Genomic DNA, 20,688 nt, shown 5'->3' with positions numbered 1-20,688 from the left:
CACTCCGCTTTTAACTGCTACTCTGCTATGACGCTTAAGTAAGAGGTAGTTGTTGCTTTGTTGCTTCTATGGCTTTGTAACTGTCTCATCTCCTGTCAGTACCTAGCTTGTTGAGTCCAGTTCTTAGATTGGGCTTCTTTTTGCTCATTTTCGTTTCTTTAGTCATTGCCCCATGCTCCAATCCATGACTGGCTACGGTATCGCTCATCGCGAAACCGACCATTATTCGGCTACGGTCGAAATCAAATCTCTGAACTCGAAAACATTGGATTTAAGCTTGCGCCTGCCTCGCTTCCTACAGGATCGTGAGCTTGAAATTCGCAACCTGATTACCAAAAGTCTGGTGCGGGGGAAAGTCAATCTGAGCTTCGATTTTGTGCGCCCGCGCAATACTGCTCGTGCCGGGGCTGCCATCAACCAGGAAGTGCTGCTTGCCACTTATCGCGAGCTGGAAAAAGCAGCCGACTTAGTGGGAGCTCCCAAAGAACAGCTGTTTGCTCTAGCTCTAGGGCTGCCGGGTGTGGTGCAGTCTCCGGCTGAAATGCCAACTGCTGATGTTGAGGAGGAAGTATCCTGGGAAGAACTGCTCCCACTGCTCCAAGAGGCTCTGGAGCGGGTAAATCAGTTCCGGCAGGATGAAGGACAAACGCTAACCACTGAGATTCTGAGCTATGTGAACACCATCCGGACACAGCTAGCCGAAACTAGCCGCCACGACCCCGCGCGCATTGAGCAAGTAAGACAGCGTTTGCAACAGCACTTGGGGGAACTTACCACCAGCGAACAGTTCAACCCCAGCCGCTTTGAGCAAGAACTCCTTTACTATATAGAGAAGCTGGACATCGCCGAGGAAAAGGTACGGCTGGCTAGTCATTTAAACTACTTCGCCGAAACTACCCAACTACCGGAGTCAGCTGGCAAGAAGTTGGCATTCATTGCCCAGGAAATTGGCCGCGAGATTAACACCATCGGGTCCAAAGCGAATGATTCAACTATTCAACACCTCGTGGTCGGAATGAAGGAGGAGTTGGAAAAGATAAAAGAACAGATTAACAATATTCTATGACCTCTCAAACCAAATCGAAATAGTTCAAGGTTTAAAATTTGAACTATTGTAAGATAATGTTTGATATTAGTAATCTTTTATATAATTCATGTTTTAGAATAAAACTAAGCCATTGACAATGTATTAATTTTGTGTAGTAGAGATATTTACTGTAAATCAATTAGTTATAGTAGTATTAACCATTTCCTATTTTATCATTGAAGTAATTTTTGGTATAGTGCTTGTAAGTAGTATTTTTGTACGTAAATTGTGTTATCCAAACAAAGGCACTTGGCTGCGTCTGGAAACTGTTCAAAAATGAAATATCACCTTTCTCCGGTTAGTGCTATGAAAAAAGTATTACTACTTCCCGCTTTGTTTTTGATGCTATCGTTGATGGCATTTCGCTCTGAAATTGAGCTCATTAAGAAGCGCGTTCTGAGCGAGCGAGTAGAAATCCTGATTCCTAAAGGATTTGAGGTGATGAGTGAGCAGCAGATGGATTTCAACTACGCGAAAGCGCAGAGCCGTCCGAGCGTTATCTACACCAATAGCAATGAAGCTAGCATTGCTTTCACGTACACGGAGACGGCCGCTGACCAGGACATGATCCAGATGTACGCCGATAACTTCTACAAGACCTACACCAAGCAGTTCAAAGGTGCCAAGTGGTTCTCCAACGGTGTGAAAGAAATCAACGGCCGCAAAGTGGGCTACATGGAGCTAATGAAGCCTGAGCTAGGTCACGAAGTGTACAACCTGGTGTTCTTCACCGATGTAGAAGACAAGCTGCTGCTGTGCAACTTCACTTGCGCCGACCGTCAGAAGCCAGAGTGGGAAGCAATTGCCAAGCAGATCATGGGCTCGTTCAGAACCAACGATCAGCATTAATCGATACGTTCCTGTTGGAACAACTGCAACCCCGGACAGCCTCGCAAGAAGCTATCTGGGGTTGTTGCTTTTGATAGATAGTGCTTGTGGAACCTTGCTCCTTGAAGCTAGCTTGGGTGTGCTGAAAACGCCCTTCAAGCTAGCCTCTGCTATTTCTCAGGTCCGAAGCTAGCTAGGAAAGCAGTCAGGAGCTGAAAAACGCCGGTGAACGCTGTGAGCGGCAGCGTTTCGGCGCGGTCGTAGATATCGTGGTAGGCAGTGATGCCACCGCGGGTATAGAAGAAGAAAGCCGGAACCCCACGCTCGGAAAATGGAAAGTGGTCGGAGTTGGCGGCACGGCCACGCGCCGCTAGCTGAGGCACAAAGTGGCCAGTGTCATTAAGTTGGGTGAGGCGCTGGAAAGTGGGCTCCAGCAGGCGGCCGTTTACAACGGTAAGACCTTCCTCGCCGGTGCCTAGCAGATCTAGGTTAACCAGAAAACGGATGCGGGTCAGCGGAAAAAGCGGATGCTCGGTGAAGTACTGCGAGCCAAGTAAACCAGCTTCCTCGGCACCAAACAGGATAAACACAACCGAGTACGCGGGTCGGTTAGCGGGCAGCGAGTAGTGCGCGGCCAGTTCCAGCAGCATGGCCGTGCCGCTGGCATTGTCGTTAGCGCCGGGGAAATACGCGCGGCGTCCCATCTGACCTAGGTGGTCGTAGTGGGCCGTGATGACCAGAAAGGAATCGGGCTGCACGCGGCCGCACACATAGCCGATCAGGTTCCGGGTGGTGTAAGCAGGCTGTAGCTTGGCCTCAACCTTTAGTTGTACGTGAGCCTTTTCCGAAGCGGGCCATTTGCTGGCAAGTACTTGCAGCCGAATCTGGGAAGCCTGTTCCTGCGCGATAGAAGCCGTAAGCTTGTTGTCAACCAGCGTAATACGCGTCCGCGCTTCATCTAGGTGCCGAGCCAGGTCAGGGAAGCGTTGCAGTCGCGCCAGGTTGCGCTGGTGTAGTACAACCACCCGATCTTGCAGCGGTTGATTTAGAAACTGCTGCTTAACGGCTTCGTCGGTGAAAGCGAGCGTATCGAGCGGTAAAGCCAGTGTAGTGAGTGAGCCACCACCAGAGGCGGGCTCCGCAATAAAATCGACGCCGGGTTTCAGCCGCACACTGCCGCATTGAAGGCTGAGTTGACCCGGAAAAGTATTGACGGGTAATGTAAAAGGCTGGCTGTAGGCGGGAGCCAGAGGTTGTAAACCTAGGTCCTGAAAACGCTTGCGCAGATAGCGGGCGGCTTGCTGGTCGCCTTGGCGCACGTAGCCGCGGCCGTGCATCGCGGGTGCGGCTAGGGTGCCGATGGTCTGACGAACCCGCGCCATATCCTGCCCGGCTGCCGGCGTGGAATTGAAGGTCAGCCAAGCGAGCCAAGGTAGCGTGTGCAGAGAGCGAACCGTACGAAACCTCATCAGCAGCCAGCCTATAAATGGTTGGTTTATTGCCACCAACGGCGCAGCAGTGCCATACCCAGCAAACCTAGGATGGCGCCAATAGAATCACTGATCAGGTCCGACCATTCGCCGTGCCGACCTAGGTTCATGGTCATTTGCAGTACTTCGATGAGCGCCCCAAAAGTTACGCAGCCGACCAGCACGAGCCAGAAAGCGTGGGTGCGCAACGCCGGAAAACGCCGTTGGCGCCCGGTCGAAAAACAGGTGAGAACGGCCAGCAGGAAAAACACCGCCGCGTGCGCCGCCGTGTCGAAGGACAGCAGCTCCCACTCCGGTGTCCGGGGCATTTCGTTGGCAGGCGTGAGCGTCAGCACCAAAACAATGACCGCCCACGCCACCGGCAGGGCAACAAAGGCTCGGCGGGACGTGGGCGGTGCAGTAGTAGTGAGCATCAGTTAATCAACCTAGGCTCCAATCAGCTCGCCATAGGCTTCGGCCGTCAGCAAGCCCTCCAACTCCGACGTGTTGGCAACGGACATCTTGATCATCCAGCCGTCGCCATATGGGTCGGAGTTTACCGACTCGGGGCTGCCGTCCAGGTGCGCATTCACCTCCAGCACGGTGCCAGTAATGGGGCTAAACAGATCCGAAACGGTTTTTACGGCCTCCACCGTACCAAACACTTCGTTCTGCGCTACCTCCTTGTCGAGCGTATCGATATCGACATACACAATGTCGCCTAGCTCTTTCTGGGCGTGGTCGGTGATGCCGATATAAGCGACGTCGCCCTCTACGCGGACCCATTCGTGCTCTTTCGTGTATTTCAGTTCGGTAGGCAGATTCATATAAGTGAAATAGTGAAATGGTGATTTGGTGAGCTGCGGTTCAGCACAACGCCAGCGCCCCAAAAATAAGCGGAAAAGGTGATTTAGAGAGTAGTGAAATAGCGAGATAGTGAAATGGTGCGTTGTTGTTCTGACAGATGGAACAACAACGCACCATTTCACTACTCACCAGCTCACCGTTACTGCGACAGGCTGTAGCGGAGCTGGATGCCGCCCTCGGTCGCGGTGTTCTTAAATGAGTTGCTCACTCTAGGTTCCGAAACCGTGCGCGTGAAGTAAAATTGCAGGTTCAGGCGCTGGTTGAGCGTGTAGTCAATCGTAGGGCGGAGCTGCACCTGGCGGTTGCCGTTGGTGGTCTGACTCACGGCCCGACCAGCAGACCTAGGTGCATCGAGCGTTGCCTGATCAGGGTTTACGATATCCTCAATGCTCCGCTGAATGGTGGTATTGTCGCGGATGGCCAGGTCGAGGCGGGCGTTCAGTTCGTTGCGCAGAACCCGTTGCTCGCCACCCACGCGGAAAGGCAGCTTCAGACGGTTGGTCACGAAACCTAGACCAATCACCGATTCCGTCGTGTACAGCTCGGTTACCTGGGCGTTGGTGGTGTTCAGGCCGATGTTGCGCGAGGTGCGGTATTCGATCCGGCCCGTCAGCTTGTCTACCGTCGTGAAGTTGAGGCCGATAAGCGGCGCCAACTGCTCGGAAATAGTAACCTGCCCAATGACGTAGTACGGAATGAACTGCCCGCTGGCGTTGATCTGCGTGATGTCGCTGAGCGACTTGGGCGGGCTAGGAGTGGCATACTGCGCAGCCGTGTTGTAGTTGGCTACGCTATAAACCGAGGAGTAAGCGTGGTTCAGTGTAATGCTCCGGAAGTAGCGCTTGATGAACGGTATTTCCGCCAAGCCGTTGTAGTCGATGCGCCAGTTGGGCAACGGTACCATCTTGAGGATGTCCGTAAACGACTTGTACAGCGTTGCCTTGTAGCCGTCGGAGGTCTTTCCGCGGTACGCATCAAGGAAGGCAGGCAGCAACACATCCTGCGAGTTATAACCGTAGGTGGGGTTTGTGCCGTAGCTAGGATTGTCTCCACTCAGGTTGTTCTCGGCCGAGCGAGGGTTGGCGGCTGCCAGTCGGTCGCGCACAATAGCGCGGTTAGCAACGAATCGATTGAAGGCTTTGGAGATGTTTCCATTGGCGCTTCGGTCGCCAAATAACGTCTGGATGGTGATGAACGAGCTGCTGAATGAGCCAGTACCTAGCTGCTGAGGGTTCTGAAGACTATCAAGATTGAATGGCAGCAGCGTCGTGGTGTCAACTGCCAAACGGTAGAAAGCCTCGCGGCTACGTACCAGTTGCTGACGGGCATCAATCTGGATGTTGAAGTCGCGGAAAGGCTCCAACGCCGTGCGCAGCGTCAGGTTTTCTGTTAGCAAGGAGCTGAGCGGGGTGTTGAGCAGGTCGCTGCGCTGGGTGTACCAACCATTCCTGGCTGCCCGCTGATACAAGTCGTCAAGCTCAAACTGCTGACCTAGGATGAACGGCAGGCCCGGCGCGTTCCAGTCGCTATTGAAGCCGAAGAAGCGCGTGTTCGGCAGGTAGCCGGGCAGCAACGTGCCGTTGCTGCGAGCGTAGGTGAAGTTGATGGAACGGGCCGTCATCAGGGAGCGAAGCACGGCTTTCAAGGCACGGAGCTGCGCTTTGGTCGTGTCCTTCGGTGCCGCGTTGGCGCTGCCCAATGCCTGTGGCCCAACCGGCCGATCCTGCGCGGCACCACCAATCGGCTTGCCGGGTGCGGGCGCATTGTTGATGATGTTCAGGAAGCGCACCTTATTATAGAGCTTCACCAGGTCAATCTTGCCATTGGCACTGATTTCCCGGTTGTTCTGAATGGTGTTACCTAGGTTCAGGCGCACCGAAGTGGTATCGTCGAGGTTCGCCGGATTCACGGGTGCGCGCAACGCGGTAGAAGCAGCCTGCCAGCTGTAGTTGGCCTGGTAGCGGATGTCGGACGATATCCAATCAGTGAGCGGGAACTTGTCCAGCGGCAGACGGTACGTCGCCGCTACCGTCTGGTTGAAGTTGGTCGTGCGACCACCGCGGCGGAACAGATTGTCGCGCAGCAGCTGTCGGTTCTGCTGCGACACAGCGTCGTTGCCGAGCGTTGGGCCAGCGCCTTCGTCTATCACGCCGCGGTTCTGGGCGGTATAATCGAGGATCAGGCTCTTGGTCAGGTCCCACTTCAGGTCGTAGATGCGGTTGAAGAAGAAGCTCTTCTGGTACACGCCGGCAATGCCCGCTGTGGTCGGCAATTGGCCCACTTCCAGCACCCGTTGCAGCAGCAGCTCGTTGTAGCGCCGGTCGAGGTCGGCGCGGAAGGAGAAGCGGCTAGGTAGCGGCGTGAAGTTGATATCCTGGAAAATCTTCAGGTACGGATTATCCAGCAGCTTCACCTTTGCCAAGGGCGAGTAGCTCTTGGGCGTGGTCTGGTAGGTGTAAGCCAAGGCGCCAGTGTACGTTTTGGTATAGTCGCGGTCGGTGTTGATATCGGTGTGCGTGCGCTCGGTGAGGGCGTAGCTCAGGGCGAAGTTCTCGATGTCGTAGGGCATCACCTTCTTCTCCGGATTCACGCGCTCTTTGTGCACGTTCAGCACGCTGATGCTCCGACTTCGGGTTTGCGAAATGACCTCCTTTTTATAAGCATTTCGTTCGGCGGCATTCTCGAACTTTTGCAGCGACTGGCTCAGCTCCGTGTCAGGGTCGAGTGGGTCGTACTTCGGCGCGGCCGTTTCGATGCCAGCCTGCACCAACACCGGCACGCGCAAACCTAGGCTGGCGGGCAAAAACTTGTCGGCGGCCACGGTAGCGTTCAGGTCGCCGCGGGTGATGCTGCTGGTCGTGCGGTCAACCAGCTTGGATTGCAAGCCGCCGAACCCAACCGACGTGTAGCTGCCAGTGGCCGTGATGTTGGCGACGTCGGCCAGCTTGGTGTTGAAGCGAGCCGTGGCCGCGAAGCCGCCTTCCCGGTCGAAGTCGTACACACGGAATTCGTCGGCCCAGATGCACAGCGACTTCGGTGCCTTATCATCTACCGGGTTCTGCACCCCAATCATCACGCCCTGCACGGCGCTGAAGTCGGGGTTACCTAGGATGGTAATTTGGGCCACAACATTATTCTGTGCTGTAACCGTTTTCACGTAGGGAATTGTGTAGGGCCAACCTTTTTGGTTACGCTCCGCTTTTGCATCAATGAAATCCTTGAAGCTAATCTGGATTTCGTTCTCTTCAGGCCAGATATACTGATCTGTTTGGGGCTCAGTTGGCCTGGTGATTTTCAGCGGCAGCGAGTACTCGTAGTAGTTCTGAGTATAGTCGGTGCCAATACGAACAAAGCCCCGAACATCGCCATCCTTTATGTTCTGGTCTTCGCTTTCGGCGTGCAGGAACATGCGCAGCTGCTTGTAGCGTAGCATGTTGATGCTGGTGTTCTTGTAAGCGGCTTTGCTGAAACCATCGCGCAGTCCATCCACGCACAGGCGCAGCGACTGTTCGTTCTGCTGGCGACTGGTGGTGGTAGAGCCGTATTCTCGGTCGCGCTGAATGTTTCGCGGCAATACATACGGAATAGCGCTGGAAGTACCAGGTGTCACGAAGGCTGTTCCATTCGCTTCCAGGCTCACGGTGGAGATATTGAATGCGTCGGCATCGGTGGTGGTGTTCACGTAGGTTTGGCCGGGTTGGCCAATAACCGTCTGGAAGCGACGCCATTGGTTGGCAATGAACTGCATTTGCAGCATACGCAGCACCACGGGCTGCTGCCACTGCGTGAGGTACATGCGCAGGAAGCGAATGGATTTGAACCCAAACTCCTGGTTGTTATTGCCCCGAACCGCCGAGTACTGACGAATCGGAATCCGAAACTGATACCAGTTTACTGAGTCACCCCTCGTGCCGTTGAGGGACGCTGTGACTTTGTCCACAATGTAGTTCTGGCCCACCTGTAGTTGGTCCGGCTGGAGCCGAACGCGATACTCGTAGTAGCGTTCCGTGTCTGAAATCACGTTGTCGCGGTTCAGGTCTTCCTTGTCGGGGTAGGCGGTGGAGCTTTGCTGGCTGTTCTCCCGCGAGTTGCCCTCCATACCGTTGTATTGCTTGTAGCGACCTAGGATCTGGGTGCTGCCATACGAATCATCCAAGTGATGGCGGAAGTCGTCGGCCGAAGGGTCATTAAATTGGCTGTAGGCGCCTTGGAAAAATCTTTGTTCATCTGTGTTACCGTAGCCATCCAGGCCAACATCTTGCGCCGTGCGGCCACCAGGTGCGGTGCTGAAAGCATCAGTCAGGAACTGCTGGCGTGTTACGCGGCCCCAATCAGTAGGCCGTACAACATCGCTGGGTGCCGCTTCGGTCCCGTCAGGCAGGCCGTTTTCAAACTCGTACTGGCTGTTATCCCGCAGTGCATCTTCCGAAACCGAACCTAGGTTCAGGTACAGGTCACCGCCGGTTGTATTGTTCTTTCCACTATAAGGATTATTAGGCTCTGAGTCGTCAATTACGCCATTAGGGCCTTTAATGAACGGATCCAGTAACCAGAACTCTAAGAATTCTACGTTGGCGTTGTCGAAATCGGTATCGAAGGTGATTTCTCGGCTAATGCCGCCGTAGTGGTTCACCGCATTGTTAACCCCATCGTTCAAAAATTTACCATCACTGCTTACCTGCGGATTATAATTATACTGCCCACGCTCATTAGGGTAATAAGCTAGGTCCAGCGGGTATTCGTAGCCGTTGCCAGTAGCACCTACATCACGGTTCGGAAACACCTCGGTGCGCAGAATGCCACGCGTGTAGTGGTTCTTGGTCGCGGAGTAATCCGAGATGCCGGCCGGCTTGCTGGGTCCGTTGGTGTAGTAAGTCTGGTCGATGGTGTACCAGGCTAGCTTGGCCCGATTGTAGGCCGTGGCACGTCCCGTTGCAGAGCCAACTAAAGGTGAGGGCGTAGCTGCTAAACGCCAAGCTGTCGCCACGTTGGTGCCGCCGAGCGTGTACGGCGTGCTGGCATTCTCAAAGTCATCGATGTATGAAACGCCGTTTTCGCCCCGACCTAGCTTGGTTTTTCCGGGCACAAACTGCGCAAACTCGCCGCTGAACGCTACCGACGAAGGCTCCTTGGTGGAGATAAATGGCAGCGCATCGAGGTACTTGGTCAGCGCCCGCGACTCGCGCCGCATGTTCACGTCGAGGCCGTACATGGTGTTGTTGCCCGGCTCGTCGCCGATATTCACACGGTTGATACCGGGCGCTTGGTTTTCGGTCAGGTGCAGCACCGTAGCACCGAAGTTCACATCCTGGTTCAGGCGATAATCGAAGCGGGCTCCGAGCAGCTTGCGCGGCTGTACCTGCACCACCGCGTTCTTCTCGAAGGTGATGTTCAGGGCATTAGCCGAGTTCAGGTAGCTAGGATTCAGGATCTTAACTTTGGCCTGATCGTAGAAAACCTGGTAATCTACGCCTTCTTGCAGCAACGTGCTGCCCGACATCACGCGCACGGAGCCTTGCGCCACGCCAATGCCGGGTAGGTTGATTTCGTCGGTAGACGTCGCCTGAAAGCGGCCGCGCAGCACGAACTTATCCTTCACCTGCACCTGTTGCGCATCGCTCTGCGTCTGATTGTACAGCTCCTGATAAACGTATTGATCAATGAAGCCCTGCTCGGCAGGTGCATCAAACTTGGACCGCAGGTAGCTGCCGAAGGGCTCTACGTTCGGGAAGATGATGCGACCTAGCTCGGGGTCGATGGTAATACCGGGGAAGAAGTCGAAGTTGCCGTCGGAGTTGCGGTCGTTGTTGGGGTTTACGTTGTCGAGGTTAAATACCTGAACCAGCGGAATATTCGCCACGCGGGCGCCGTTTTTCAGCGAGATAAGGTCGACGCCGGTCTGGTCATCTTTGTAGATGATGTTGAGGCGGAAATTGTCGCGGTTAAGCTGGCTGGCGTTCAGGGAGTAGATGTTTTTCATCATCAAATCCCACGTCGGCAGGTTGCGCGTCGCCAGGTTCGGGTTCTGCGGATTGACAGTCGGATCGGCCAGGCCCACGCCAGGGTTTGTCGCCTTCAGCATCTTCAGGAAGATAACCTCGTCCTGATCTACGTTGGCGTAATCTTCCGTCAGCTCGCCCACTTTGTAGGTCTTGCCGCGGTAGAGGTATTCGTACGATACGCCCAACACCTGCTCGGGCAGCAGCTGTGTCGTCAGTGACAGATAGCCGAGCTGCGGGTTGAAGGTGTATTCGTTGGGCGAAAGCTTCCGGGCGCGCACCCGCTCGTAGTCCACGTTGCGCGTCAGCTGCAGACTGTTCTGAAGGTATCCATCAACCGTCAGGTTGCCACGGGCAGCGCTGCCCCCAGCGGTTACCCGCGAAAACTCCAAGTTGGTATTATTGCCAACGGCCGTGCTGGCCGACGTGCCGCCGCCTTTCAGAAATTGCGGCCGGTATACCTTGGTGGGCTCGGCTAGGTCCATGAGGGTTATGACGTTACGCAGGTTTTCGGTGCTGCGGTTATCGTTAGTCACGTACACTTCTAGGCGCCGAATTTCGATGCCGCTCTGCACCGTGGGCAAGCTACGCAGCGTCGCGTCGTACCGGTCGCGGAAGAACTGCGACAGGAAGAAGTGGCGGTTGTATTCGTAGGCGCTGGCTTTCACCTCAAAGTTGCGGCTCTGCGCGCCGTTCTGTACCACCACGGCATCGGCCTGGCCGCGCAGGGTAGAGGCCACAGTCGTCACCGACAAGCGGCCAAACTGAAGCTGCGCCTTAGCCCCAAACAGGTTCTGGCCGCCCTGAATCAGCGAGTTGTTCAGCGGCAGGCTAACGTTGCCTAGCTCGACTTTGCGGATAATATCGGTGTCAAAGCCCGTGTAGTCGAGCTTCATGTTGTTCTCGAAGTCGAAGGCCGCCTTCGTGTCGTAGTTAAACGTGAGCCGCAGTTTCTCCCCGATCTGGCCGGTGAGGTTGAGGTTCATGTTCTGGTCGTACTGGAAGTCGCCGACTTTCTGCTGACGTAGTGTAAGCGTGGGGTTGTAATTGCGGTTAAACTGCGCGCCCATGCGCAGCGTCACCGAGCCTTGAGGCCGGATATCGACGTAGCTGCCGCCAAAGATGCGGTCGGCCATCGGACCTAGGTAGATCTTCGGAATCAGGCGCTTGGCGGTAGTTGGGCTTTCAGTCTCGCCCGCCACACCACCCGCCGATTTTTCGCGGAAGTAATTGCGAATGGCTTGCTGCTGCTGCCAGCGCGCGTACTCCTGCGCCGACATCATGCTAGGGTCGCGGTAGTCGATTTCTGAACCTATTTTCTCCCGGATGTCGTAGAACTGTAAACTGTCGTCGGGAGTGACGTCCATCTTCACGTTCGACGGCAGGGGCAGAATCAGCGGCGAGCGACGACGCTGAGGTGAAAACGGCGTACCAATCCGATCCTGCGGGCCCACTTTGGGCCGGCGGCTGGGGCGGTAGCGGCTGGTATCGGCCGGCGTCGTGCGGGGCGTATCGGGCGCCTGGGTTAAAGGGTTGGTTGCTTTCGGGAGCCAATCCCACAGCTGATGCAACGCAAACGGGTTGTTTCCCGTAGGTGCAGCCTGGGACCACCACGCGGCGAGCAACGACACCACAATAACGACAGGGGCGGCGAGAGACTTCTTACCGGTATTCAAGAGCTAAGAAATAGGCCGGGGCCGAGTAGAGTTCTAATTGGATTTCAGCGCAAATTTGATGAGAGCCTCCACGCCTAAGTCGTTACCGTGGCGGCTTTGGATAGTGTCCAGCGTTTTCTCGGCAGCAGCGCGGGCAAACCCTAGGGTAACTAAAGCGGCTAACGCTTCGGCGCGGTTGGTATTGTGTGCCCGGGCCAGCGGAACGGTATCCACGCCAGCTTTGGCTAATAATTCATCTTTGCGTAACCGGTCGCGCAGCTCCAGCACCACGCGCTGCGCGGTTTTAGGCCCCACGCCTTTGATGCTCTGGATGGCGCGCACGTCTTCCTGCACGATGGCCTGGCGGATTTCGCCCACCGACATCGACGAAACCATCACGATGCCCGTGCCCGGCCCGATACCGGATACCGAAATTAGGAGCATAAACAAGGCACGCTCGTTCGGGTCCAGAAACCCGTATAAGGTGTGTGCGTCTTCCTTGATATGCTGGTACGTGTAGAGCTTAATCCGCTCTTCTTCAGCGGGAAGCTTGGAGTAGGTAGCCAGCGAAATCTTGATTTCGTAGCCAATGCCGTTGACGTCTAAGATGGCTTGTGCGGGGTCCTTATAAGCCAGTTTGCCGTCGATGTATGCAATCATAGAGGGGATTTCAGCAGAGCAGTAAGAAGTGCTGAACTCAGCCGCCAGCCCGTGCTGCCACGGCTGAGTTCATCAACACTTCATAAAGCTAGTGAAATCGGAGTACTGAGCAAAAAAAGCTCTAGTTATAGTCTACCTAGCTTTCGTTATAATGGTCGGGCGGCAAACTGCGCCTCGACTACCGCAATAGCAGCGATATTCACGATTTCACGCACCGAAGCACCCAGCTGTAGAATGTGCACCGGCTTGCGCATCCCCATCAGCACCGGCCCGATTACCTCCGCGCCGCCGATCTCCTGCAACACCTTATAGGCGATGTTGCCCGATATAACGTTGGGGAAGATCAGCGTGTTAGCGCCGCCTTTGGCCGCCAGCTCGCTGAATGAATACTGCTCCTGCAAGAGCTGCGGATTCAGGGCGGTGTTGGCCTGCATCTCGCCGTCGATGATCAGGTCGGGGTAGCGCTGCTTGGCCAGCTCGGTGGCGCGGCGGGCTTTGTCGGGCAGGTCGCCGGGGTTCGAGCCAAAGTTGGAATAGCTCAGCACAGCTACCCTAGGTTCGGCGTCAAAGAAGCGCACCGCCCGCGCCGTCAGCCCAATAATATCCACCATCTGCTCGGCCGTCGGGTCGATGTTCACGGTAGTATCGGAGAAGAAGAACGGGCCTTTCTTGTTCTGAATGATGTACATACCAGCCACACGCTTCACGCCATCTTCCACCCCAATGACTTGCAGCGAAGGCAGGATCGACTTACCGTAGTCTTTGGTCAAACCCGTGATGAATGCGTCGGCTTCGCCGGTTTCCAGCATCATCGAGCCGTAGTAGTTACGCTCGCGCAACAGGCGGCGGCCTTCGTAGAGCGTGATGCCGCGGCGCTGGCGCTTCCGGTAGAGCAGCTCGGCGTACTCGGCACGCTTGGCGTCTTCTTGGAGAATGTCGATAATCTCACAGCCCTCCAGGTCCAGGCTGTTTGCCTGCGCAATCTGCCGGATCTTCTCGTGGTTGCCCAGCAGAATCGGGATGGCAATGTTCTCGTCGCGCAGGGTTTGGGCTGCCTTGAGAATCTTGTAGTTATCAGCTTCCCCAAACACCACGCGCTTCGGATCTGCCTTGGCGGCGCTGGTGATGCGGTTCATCAGCTTCTGGTTTTCACCCAGGCGGCCGCGCAGCTCGTCTTCGTACGCTGCCCAATCGGTGATCGGCAGGCGAGCCACGCCACTTTCCATTGCGGCCTTGGCTACGGCCGGCGAAATTGTGGTGATAAGACGCGGGTCAAGCGGCTTCGGAATGAGGTAGTTACGGCCGAACGTAAGCGTAGTGTCGCCGTAAGCCTGGTTCACCATTTCCGGCACCACATCCTTTGCTAGCTCAGCCAACGCGTGCACGGCGGCTAGCTTCATCGCCTCATTGATTTCAGTGGCGCGCACATCCAGCGCCCCGCGGAAAATGTAGGGGAAACCTAGTACGTTGTTCACCTGATTCGGGTGGTCGGAGCGGCCCGTCGCCATGATGATGTCGTGGCGGGTCGACACAGCTAGGTCGTAGTCGATTTCCGGCGTTGGATTCGCCAGCGCAAAGACGATGGGGTTCTCGGCCATCGTCAGCAGCAGCTCAGCCGGCAGCACATTGGCCGCCGAAAGGCCCAGGAACACGTCGGCGCCCTGCATGGCTTCGGCCAGCGTGGTAATGGCCCGGTGCGTGGCGAATCGTAACTGCATGTTGGCCAAATCAGTACGAGCGGGCGTGATGATGCCGTCTTTGTCGAACACCACTACGTTTTCCAGCTTCACACCTAGCTCCAGGTACAGGCGCAGGCACGAAACCGCCGCTGCCCCGGCACCGCTAACTACCAGCTTTACCTCGTCAATCTTCTTACCAACCAGTTCCAGCGCGTTCAGCAAAGCGGCCGACGTAATGATGGCCGTGCCGTGCTGATCGTCGTGCATGAGCGGAATGTTCATCTGCTCGCGCAATGCCGTCTCGATGCGGAAGCACTCAGGCGCCTTGATATCTTCCAGGTTGATGCCGCCGAAGGTAGGCTCCAACGCCTTCACGATGCGGATAAACTCATCGGGGTCAGTGGCATCAATCTCAATATCAAAGCAGTCGATACCCGCGAATTTCTTGAAGAGTACGCCTTTTCCTTCCATCACTGGCTTGGAAGCGGCCGGCCCGATGTTGCCCAAACCTAGCACCGCCGTGCCGTTGCTGATCACGCCCACCAAGTTGCCCTTAGCGGTGTACTTGTACACATCGGCCGGGTTGGCCGCAATTTCTTTGCAGGGCTCCGCTACGCCAGGGGAGTAGGCCAAAGCTAGGTCCGACTGGGTGCTGACGGACTTGGTGGGCACAACCTCAATCTTGCCGGCAGGACTTTGCGAGTGGTAGTTGAGGGCGTCTTGCTTATTAATTTTTAACATTGGAAAAGTAGAGGCAAGGGGTGGAATAATCTGCTTCCGTTAAGCAAGTTGGCGAATTTGCCCGGAATGGGAGGCGCGGGCCTCCAACTCGACCATGAAAAAACCCCGAACCACAACGTAGTTCGGGGGGCTAAGAGCGAGTAAGGGCAGTAGATTGAACGTCCTTAAATCAGGAGGTAAAAACCTGCAGCTAAGTGAGTTACCTATCCGGCCTACCTAGCCTTGCGCCAGCATCAGCCTTTGGCCGGGCTTCACTTCGTCGGACTTGAGGTGATTGAGCTTGCGCAATTGCTCCACCGTAACGCCCTGATAGCGACGGGAGATGTTGTAAAGCGTATCGCCGGGCTGCACTAAGTGCACTTTCGGGAGCTTGGGGGTGGTAGTGGCAGGCTTAGCCGGAGCGTGAGCTACCGTAGCCGTAGCAGCTACCACGGGCTTGGCCGACAAAGCAAGTGGCGCCACTCCATCTTCCGCGCCATAGAATACCAGCTTCTGCCCCAAAGCTAGGTTCTCCGACCGCAGATGATTCCAAGCAATAACCTGCGCGATTGTCACGCCGTGCGCCCGCGCCAGCTTGTCCAGGTTGTCGCCGCGCCGTACGCTGTAGTTGGTCAGCGCGCTGTCAGCGGTAGTAGATGAGTTGGCCGAAAGTGCCTCAACCGGAGCGGAGCCAGAGTTCTTGCCTTCTTTTAGGGTTTTGGTAGCAACAGCGGCCGTTCTGGCAAGTGCTGGCACCTGTTGCGCTACTGCTTCCGAGTCCTTCTCTGCTTCAACTAACGCCACTGATACACGGGTTGACTTGCTGCGAACGGCTACTGCTTCGCTCGCGCCCGGCAGCGGCAGTTTCGCCGGTACCACCGCCTTCCGAACAGCTACGGTTGTTGCCGCAGGTGCCGGCGTACTTTCCCGCTGAACAGGGACATAAACGACAAGCTGCTGCTTAGGCGTCAGCGCCCGGCCCCGACGAAGGCTGTTCCAACGGGCTAGTTGGCTAGGTGTCACGTCGTAGTGCGTGGCTATCGTGGCAGCGGTTTCACCCCGTTGCACAGAATGGCGGACACGTCGGTAACGAACTTCAGTCGCCTCACTTTTCTCGGTTTTAGCCAGAAGCGTCTGTATCGGGGCTACACCTTCGAGGCTAGGTATGCGGGGTGTCAGCGGCGACGGAGGCGGGACTGTCACTTTGCAGAAATCCAGCAACGTATTGCGGTCTACGACGGCTATTTCCTGCCGCACGCAGGTCGGAATTGTAAGCCGGTAGTTCTGAATAGTTTCCGGCAGATAAGTCTTCCGGATTTCCGGGTTGTGCCGCGAAATCTCCGTCGAGTCGAGACCAAACTGCGCTGAGAACTTGCGCAGATCCAATGACCGACCCGAAATGATCAGCGTGTCGGTAGGCTCGGGATAGAGATAATGCAGCGAATCGGAGTGCAGGCCGTGTTCGTGAGCGTACCGAAGCGTGTAAAGTGCTGCCGTGAAAGTCGGTACGTAGTTGCGCGTCTCCTTGGGCAAATAAGGATAAATAGCCCAGAAATTGCGCTGCCCACCCGCCTTGCGAATGGCCTTCATAATATTGCCCGAGCCGTAGTTGTAAGCCGCCAGGGCTAGCTCCCAGTCACCAAACATGCGGTGTAAATCGCGCAGGAAACGGCAGGCGGCTTCCGTCGATTTCTCCGGGTTCATGCGCTCATCGATGTAATCGTTGCGCACAAGCCGGAAGTCGTTTGCCGTCGGGCCCATAAACTGCCACAAGCCCACCGCACCTACGCGGGAACGCGCCTGCGGCACCAGCGCCGACTCTACCACTGCCAGGTACTTCAGGTCCTTGGGCAAGTGGTACTTTTCAAGGTACTTCTCGAATAAAGGAAAGTAAAGATTTTCCCGCTCCAGAATCCGCTGGGTATACGCTCGGTTGTTTACCGTGAAGTAATTCACGAAGCTCATCACCGTGTTATTGAACAGGTGCGGCACATCTGTTTCAAGGCAGCCGATGCGGTCGGCTACCAAGTCGCGCATAGTAGGCGGGGTGCGGAGCCAAGCGAGCTGCACCGAGTCAATAATGACTGGTGCAGCTACCAGGGAATCAGGCAGCACGAGCTGAACCGAGTCAGTCCGTTCATAACCTAGGTTTTGTTCGGGTACGATTTGCGCCACCGTAGGCGAGGCAAAAGCGAGCAGTAACAGAAGCCCGGCAATGGCACGAACCAACACGTTTTTCATCAGGGCAGTGCAGGAGTGAGCGATTCCGTAACCAATTTTGAGAAAGCCAGCAGCTGTTCTTCCCGGAACGCGCCGCTGAGAATCTGCAAGCCGATCGGCATACCTTCCGAATCGGTACCTGATGGCACCGAAACAGCCGGAACGCCGGCCAGTGAGGCCTGCACCGTGAAAATGTCGGCTAGGTACATCGCCAGCGTATCCTGCTCTACGTCGCCGATGTGGAACGCCGTGGTCGGCGTGGTCGGCAACACCAAAAAGTCGTATTGGCGCAGTAGCTCGTCAGTTTTCTCTTTAATCAAACGCCGAACGCGTTGCGCCTTGGTATAGTACGCATCATAATAGTCAGCCGACAACACGAAGGTGCCGAGCAGAATGCGGCGCTGCACTTCTGGCCCAAAGCCCTGCGAGCGGGTCTTCTTGTACAACGACTCCAGGTCGGTAGAGTCAGGAGCGCGGTAGCCGAACTTCACCCCATCGAAGCGGCTCAGGTTGGAGCTAGCTTCGGCTGTGGTCAGAATGTAATAGGAAGGAACAATGTAGTCGAGGTAAGGGAACTCTACCGCGTCCACTACGTGGCCTCGGGCACGCATTACTTCCAAAGCTTCTTCCGTAGCTGCCTTAATTTCTGGGTTCAGACCCGGCCGTTCCAAACAGTCGCGGATGTAGCCGATGCGGTAGTGCGGAGCCGGAGTCAGTAGCTCGCTATACGCGGGCACCGGCTCTTTGCTCACGGTGCTGTCGAACTCATCTGGGCCCGCCATCACTTCCAACAGCAGCGCCGCGTCTTCCACCGAACGGGTCAGTGTGCCGATCTGGTCGAAGGAAGAAGCATACGCAACTAGCCCGTAGCGCGAAATGCGCGAGTAGGTAGGCTTGAAGCCGACAATGCCGCAAAACGCAGCTGGCTGACGTACTGAACCACCCGTATCGGAGCCAATAGAAGCTAGGCACAAATCAGCTTGTACTGCTACCGCCGAGCCACCCGAAGAGCCACCCGACACCCGATTTGGGTCAAGGGCATTGCGCACCGGCCCGAAGTAGGACGTCTCATTGGAGGCCCCCATGGCAAATTCGTCGCAGTTTTGCCGCCCGATGAAGATGGCATCCTCATCTAACAGGCGCTGCACGGCCGTACCCGTGAACAGGGATTTGAAGCCATCCAGAATATGGCTGCTCGACTGCAAGCTGTGGTCTTTGTAGGCCAGCACGTCCTTCAGGCCGATAACCATGCCCGCCAGCTTACCGGCAGTACCAGCAGCTAGATTTGCATCAACGGCATCAGCTTGGGCGCGGGCCTCCTCGGGCCACACTTCCAGGAAAGCATTCAAGTGGCTTTCCCTCTGGATGTTATCCAGATAATACTCCACGAGCTGACGACAGGTGGTAGTGCCTGCCGTCAGCTCGCTACGAACTTCGGTAAGAGAGTTAAACCGTCTCAAATCACAAGGTTAGTTGGTTGTTTGATCAGGGCGAGGCCGCTCCGTAACGGGCGGCGTGATGCCACCATCCATGGGCGGTGCTATCGTCGGCTCAGGCCCAACATAGGGGTGAGGCTCCGTGGGCGTGTCCGGGTAAGTAGGCTGAGCAGGCGACTGGTAAGCCGGGGCATTATAGTGCTGTTGCGTCGGCTGGCCGGAGTTCTCGATTTCGCTGCGAATCTCGCGCGAAGCATCCTTGAACTCGCGGATACCTTTACCCAAGCCACGAGCTAGCTCTGGAATTTTGTTAGCGCCGAAGAAAATAAGGATAACGACCATGATCAGGATCAGTTCGCTACCCCCAATATCACCTAGAAAAAGCAGAAGTGAAGTGTTCATGGCTGTAAATTATAGGCGAGGTTGGGTGGGGTCGTTGGGGTTAGCAGGCCGGTCGCGGAACTCAGGCTTCTCTTCTTTGGAAGCGTCCTTGAACTCACGAATGCCTTGTCCCATACCCCGGAAAAGCTCTGGAATGCGTTTCGCGCCAAACAGCAAGATAATAGCGACAACGATCAGCAGGATTTCAGTAGTGCCGAAATTGCCGATCAGGAAGAGCGAAGCAAGTGTCATACGATAACGGCCTGAAGCCGGGTTAGAAGTGGGAAGCTAGGTATACGCGTTTCCGCTGGGCTCAGGATTGGTAAAAGTACCGGATAATTTTCAAAAGCGCTTGAGAAGCCTTAATCTTTTCACCGTCAGCACCTGGGTCAATCCGTTTTTGGGGCAGTTACGTACGCCCCTCCAAAGACTCGCCCGCGTACGATTAAGTTCATGAATGCGAAAGCAGTTTGTCGAAGCTGAAGCGTATTTCATCGAATAGCATACAAAATACCTGAGACAGAAGCAGTAATTTGTATTCTTGTAAGCGCATCTGCCTGCGCCTGCTACGACCCACTCTACTACCTACTGTCGTGGTCCGATCCTTCCAACCTTTGTCTGATGCCGTCGAAAGCAAATCCTTCTTCTGAGATAACCCGGCCCCCACTTTCCGCGCTTCGGTCTGTAAACGAAGTAGAGCGCCTTGAAGTGTTGCGTAATTACCAAATTCTGGACACTCCACCCGAAAAGGCCTTTGATGACTTAGTACGGCTGGCCGCTTACATCTGCGGCACGCCGGTTTCGCTGGTTTCGCTGATTGATGCCGACCGGCAGTGGTTCAAGGCGAAGACGGGTTTTGAAGGAATAGAGAGCACCAGCCGCGACTTGGCTTTTTGTCAGTATGCGATGTTGGCCGCGGATGTCTTTGAAGTAGAGGATACGACGAAAGACCCGCTGTTTCAGAATAATCCGCTCGTTACGAGTGATACCAACATTCGCTTCTACGCCGGCGCGCCTTTAGTAACGCCGGAAGGTCAGCCACTCGGCACCATCTGCACGCTGGATACGGTGCCGCGTCGGCTGAGCGAGCAGCAGCGCGAAGCCATGCGTATTCTGGCCCGCGAAGTAGTATCGCACCTGGAGCTGCGCCGGGCTAGGTTGCAGCTGGAGCAGGAGCAGCAGAAGCTCGACGGGTTGCTGCGCATGGCCAACGATGCTGCCGAATCGATGTATCTGGTCAGTCGCGCCGAGATTTTTATCAAGCAGGAACACAAGCTGCTCCGTGTTAGGACAGAGGACATTCGGTATGTCGAAGCGCTCGGCGACTACGTGAATATCTATACTGGCCGCGAGCGGTTCACAGTTTATAGTACCATGAAGGAGCTGGAAGGCAAGCTGCCTGTCCGCGAGTTTGCCCGCGTACATCGCAAGTATATCGTGCGCCTCGACCGCATCGTGTCCATCGAGGCAGATGCCGCGCTGGTTGACACTGGCCGCGGCACGGAAGCGGCGAACCTGATGCCCGTTCCAATTGGTAACTCCTATAAGAATGCGCTGCTGAGCCGCCTGAACTTGGTGTAGTTCCTGAAATGGTGCTATCCAGCAAATCACTAGCGGGCAAAATAAGCCAGCTAGTCGAGAAAAAATGTTATTTGGCCGAATTGCTCTTCGTTTAACCTAGGCCTTT

13 protein-coding genes are annotated in these 20,688 nt (G+C 55.7%); 3 read left to right on the top strand and 10 right to left on the bottom strand.

The window, feature by feature from the left end; all coding sequences use genetic code 11:
• Positions 1-172 precede the first annotated feature (172 nt).
• Together IEX74_RS03645 and IEX74_RS03640 are read left to right on the top strand one after the other, a co-directional pair.
• Positions 173-1,066, top strand: a complete 894-nt coding sequence (locus IEX74_RS03645) for a YicC/YloC family endoribonuclease (RefSeq protein ID WP_188811005.1) — start codon at positions 173-175, stop codon at positions 1,064-1,066.
• Between the two features lie 327 nt (positions 1,067-1,393).
• Positions 1,394-1,936 (top strand): hypothetical protein, encoded by a 543-nt coding sequence (locus IEX74_RS03640; protein WP_188811003.1) that lies wholly within the window; start codon positions 1,394-1,396, stop codon positions 1,934-1,936.
• Positions 1,937-2,085: 149 nt separating this feature from the next.
• Here IEX74_RS03640 and IEX74_RS03635 read toward each other — a convergent pair whose 3' ends face one another.
• From IEX74_RS03635 to IEX74_RS03590, 10 genes are all read right to left on the bottom strand, one after another.
• The gene (locus IEX74_RS03635) at positions 2,086-3,384 is read right to left on the bottom strand and encodes a M28 family metallopeptidase (RefSeq protein ID WP_188811001.1); all 1,299 of its coding nucleotides are present in this window, start codon (positions 3,382-3,384) and stop codon (positions 2,086-2,088) included.
• A 26-nt stretch (positions 3,385-3,410) separates the two neighbouring features.
• Positions 3,411-3,818 (bottom strand): VanZ family protein, encoded by a 408-nt coding sequence (locus IEX74_RS03630; protein ID WP_188810999.1) that lies wholly within the window; start codon positions 3,816-3,818, stop codon positions 3,411-3,413.
• A 12-nt stretch (positions 3,819-3,830) separates the two neighbouring features.
• Positions 3,831-4,211 carry a glycine cleavage system protein GcvH gene (gene gcvH, locus IEX74_RS03625; RefSeq protein WP_188810997.1) on the bottom strand — a complete coding sequence of 127 codons (381 nt, stop codon included), beginning with the start codon at positions 4,209-4,211 and terminating at the stop codon, positions 3,831-3,833.
• 179 nt (positions 4,212-4,390) lie between these two features.
• Entirely contained in the window at positions 4,391-11,926 is a 7,536-nt protein-coding gene (gene sov, locus IEX74_RS03620) for a T9SS outer membrane translocon Sov/SprA (protein ID WP_229755101.1), read from the bottom strand.
• 33 nt (positions 11,927-11,959) lie between these two features.
• Entirely contained in the window at positions 11,960-12,565 is a 606-nt protein-coding gene (gene ruvA / locus IEX74_RS03615; RefSeq protein WP_188810995.1) for a Holliday junction branch migration protein RuvA, read from the bottom strand.
• Positions 12,566-12,711: 146 nt separating this feature from the next.
• Complete coding sequence (locus tag IEX74_RS03610) at positions 12,712-14,985, bottom strand: NADP-dependent malic enzyme (protein WP_188810993.1); 2,274 nt, start codon at positions 14,983-14,985, stop codon at positions 12,712-12,714.
• A gap of 216 nt (positions 14,986-15,201) precedes the next feature.
• Complete coding sequence (locus IEX74_RS03605; protein ID WP_188810991.1) at positions 15,202-17,205, bottom strand: lytic transglycosylase domain-containing protein; 2,004 nt, start codon at positions 17,203-17,205, stop codon at positions 15,202-15,204.
• The gene (gene gatA, locus IEX74_RS03600) at positions 17,205-18,644 is read right to left on the bottom strand and encodes an Asp-tRNA(Asn)/Glu-tRNA(Gln) amidotransferase subunit GatA (RefSeq protein WP_188810989.1); all 1,440 of its coding nucleotides are present in this window, start codon (positions 18,642-18,644) and stop codon (positions 17,205-17,207) included. The genes IEX74_RS03605 and gatA overlap by 1 nt, the downstream gene beginning before the upstream one ends.
• Positions 18,645-18,653: 9 nt before the next feature.
• Positions 18,654-19,022, bottom strand: coding sequence for a Sec-independent protein translocase subunit TatA/TatB (locus IEX74_RS23420; RefSeq protein WP_188810987.1), 369 nt, complete (start codon positions 19,020-19,022; stop codon positions 18,654-18,656).
• 9 nt (positions 19,023-19,031) lie between these two features.
• Positions 19,032-19,253: a Sec-independent protein translocase subunit TatA/TatB gene (locus tag IEX74_RS03590; protein WP_188810985.1), complete on the bottom strand. Its 222-nt coding sequence runs from the start codon at positions 19,251-19,253 to the stop codon at positions 19,032-19,034.
• 369 nt (positions 19,254-19,622) lie between these two features.
• Between IEX74_RS03590 and IEX74_RS03585 the strand changes: the two genes are divergently transcribed.
• Entirely contained in the window at positions 19,623-20,582 is a 960-nt protein-coding gene (locus IEX74_RS03585) for a GAF domain-containing DNA-binding protein (protein ID WP_188810983.1), read from the top strand.
• The last annotated feature ends 106 nt before the right edge of the window (positions 20,583-20,688 follow it).

The organism is Hymenobacter cavernae (assembly GCF_014641455.1).
GTDB classification, from domain to species: domain Bacteria; phylum Bacteroidota; class Bacteroidia; order Cytophagales; family Hymenobacteraceae; genus Hymenobacter; species Hymenobacter cavernae.
The sequence above is the reverse complement of the archived record's forward strand: the minus strand, read 5'-3'. Positions and strand labels throughout refer to the sequence as shown.

Bases quoted from the DNA above. Each gene is read 5' to 3' on its own strand.
- IEX74_RS03645 (WP_188811005.1), top strand. From the start codon at position 173: ATGCTCCAATCCATGACTGGCTACGGTATCGCTCATCGCGAAACCGAC.
- IEX74_RS03640 (WP_188811003.1), top strand. From the start codon at position 1,394: ATGAAAAAAGTATTACTACTTCCCGCTTTGTTTTTGATGCTATCGTTG.
- IEX74_RS03635 (WP_188811001.1), bottom strand. From the start codon at position 3,384: ATGAGGTTTCGTACGGTTCGCTCTCTGCACACGCTACCTTGGCTCGCT.
- IEX74_RS03630 (WP_188810999.1), bottom strand. From the start codon at position 3,818: ATGCTCACTACTACTGCACCGCCCACGTCCCGCCGAGCCTTTGTTGCC.
- gcvH (WP_188810997.1), bottom strand. From the start codon at position 4,211: ATGAATCTGCCTACCGAACTGAAATACACGAAAGAGCACGAATGGGTC.
- ruvA (WP_188810995.1), bottom strand. From the start codon at position 12,565: ATGATTGCATACATCGACGGCAAACTGGCTTATAAGGACCCCGCACAA.
- IEX74_RS03610 (WP_188810993.1), bottom strand. From the start codon at position 14,985: ATGTTAAAAATTAATAAGCAAGACGCCCTCAACTACCACTCGCAAAGT.
- IEX74_RS03605 (WP_188810991.1), bottom strand. From the start codon at position 17,205: ATGAAAAACGTGTTGGTTCGTGCCATTGCCGGGCTTCTGTTACTGCTC.
- IEX74_RS23420 (WP_188810987.1), bottom strand. From the start codon at position 19,022: ATGAACACTTCACTTCTGCTTTTTCTAGGTGATATTGGGGGTAGCGAA.
- IEX74_RS03590 (WP_188810985.1), bottom strand. From the start codon at position 19,253: ATGACACTTGCTTCGCTCTTCCTGATCGGCAATTTCGGCACTACTGAA.
- IEX74_RS03585 (WP_188810983.1), top strand. From the start codon at position 19,623: ATGCCGTCGAAAGCAAATCCTTCTTCTGAGATAACCCGGCCCCCACTT.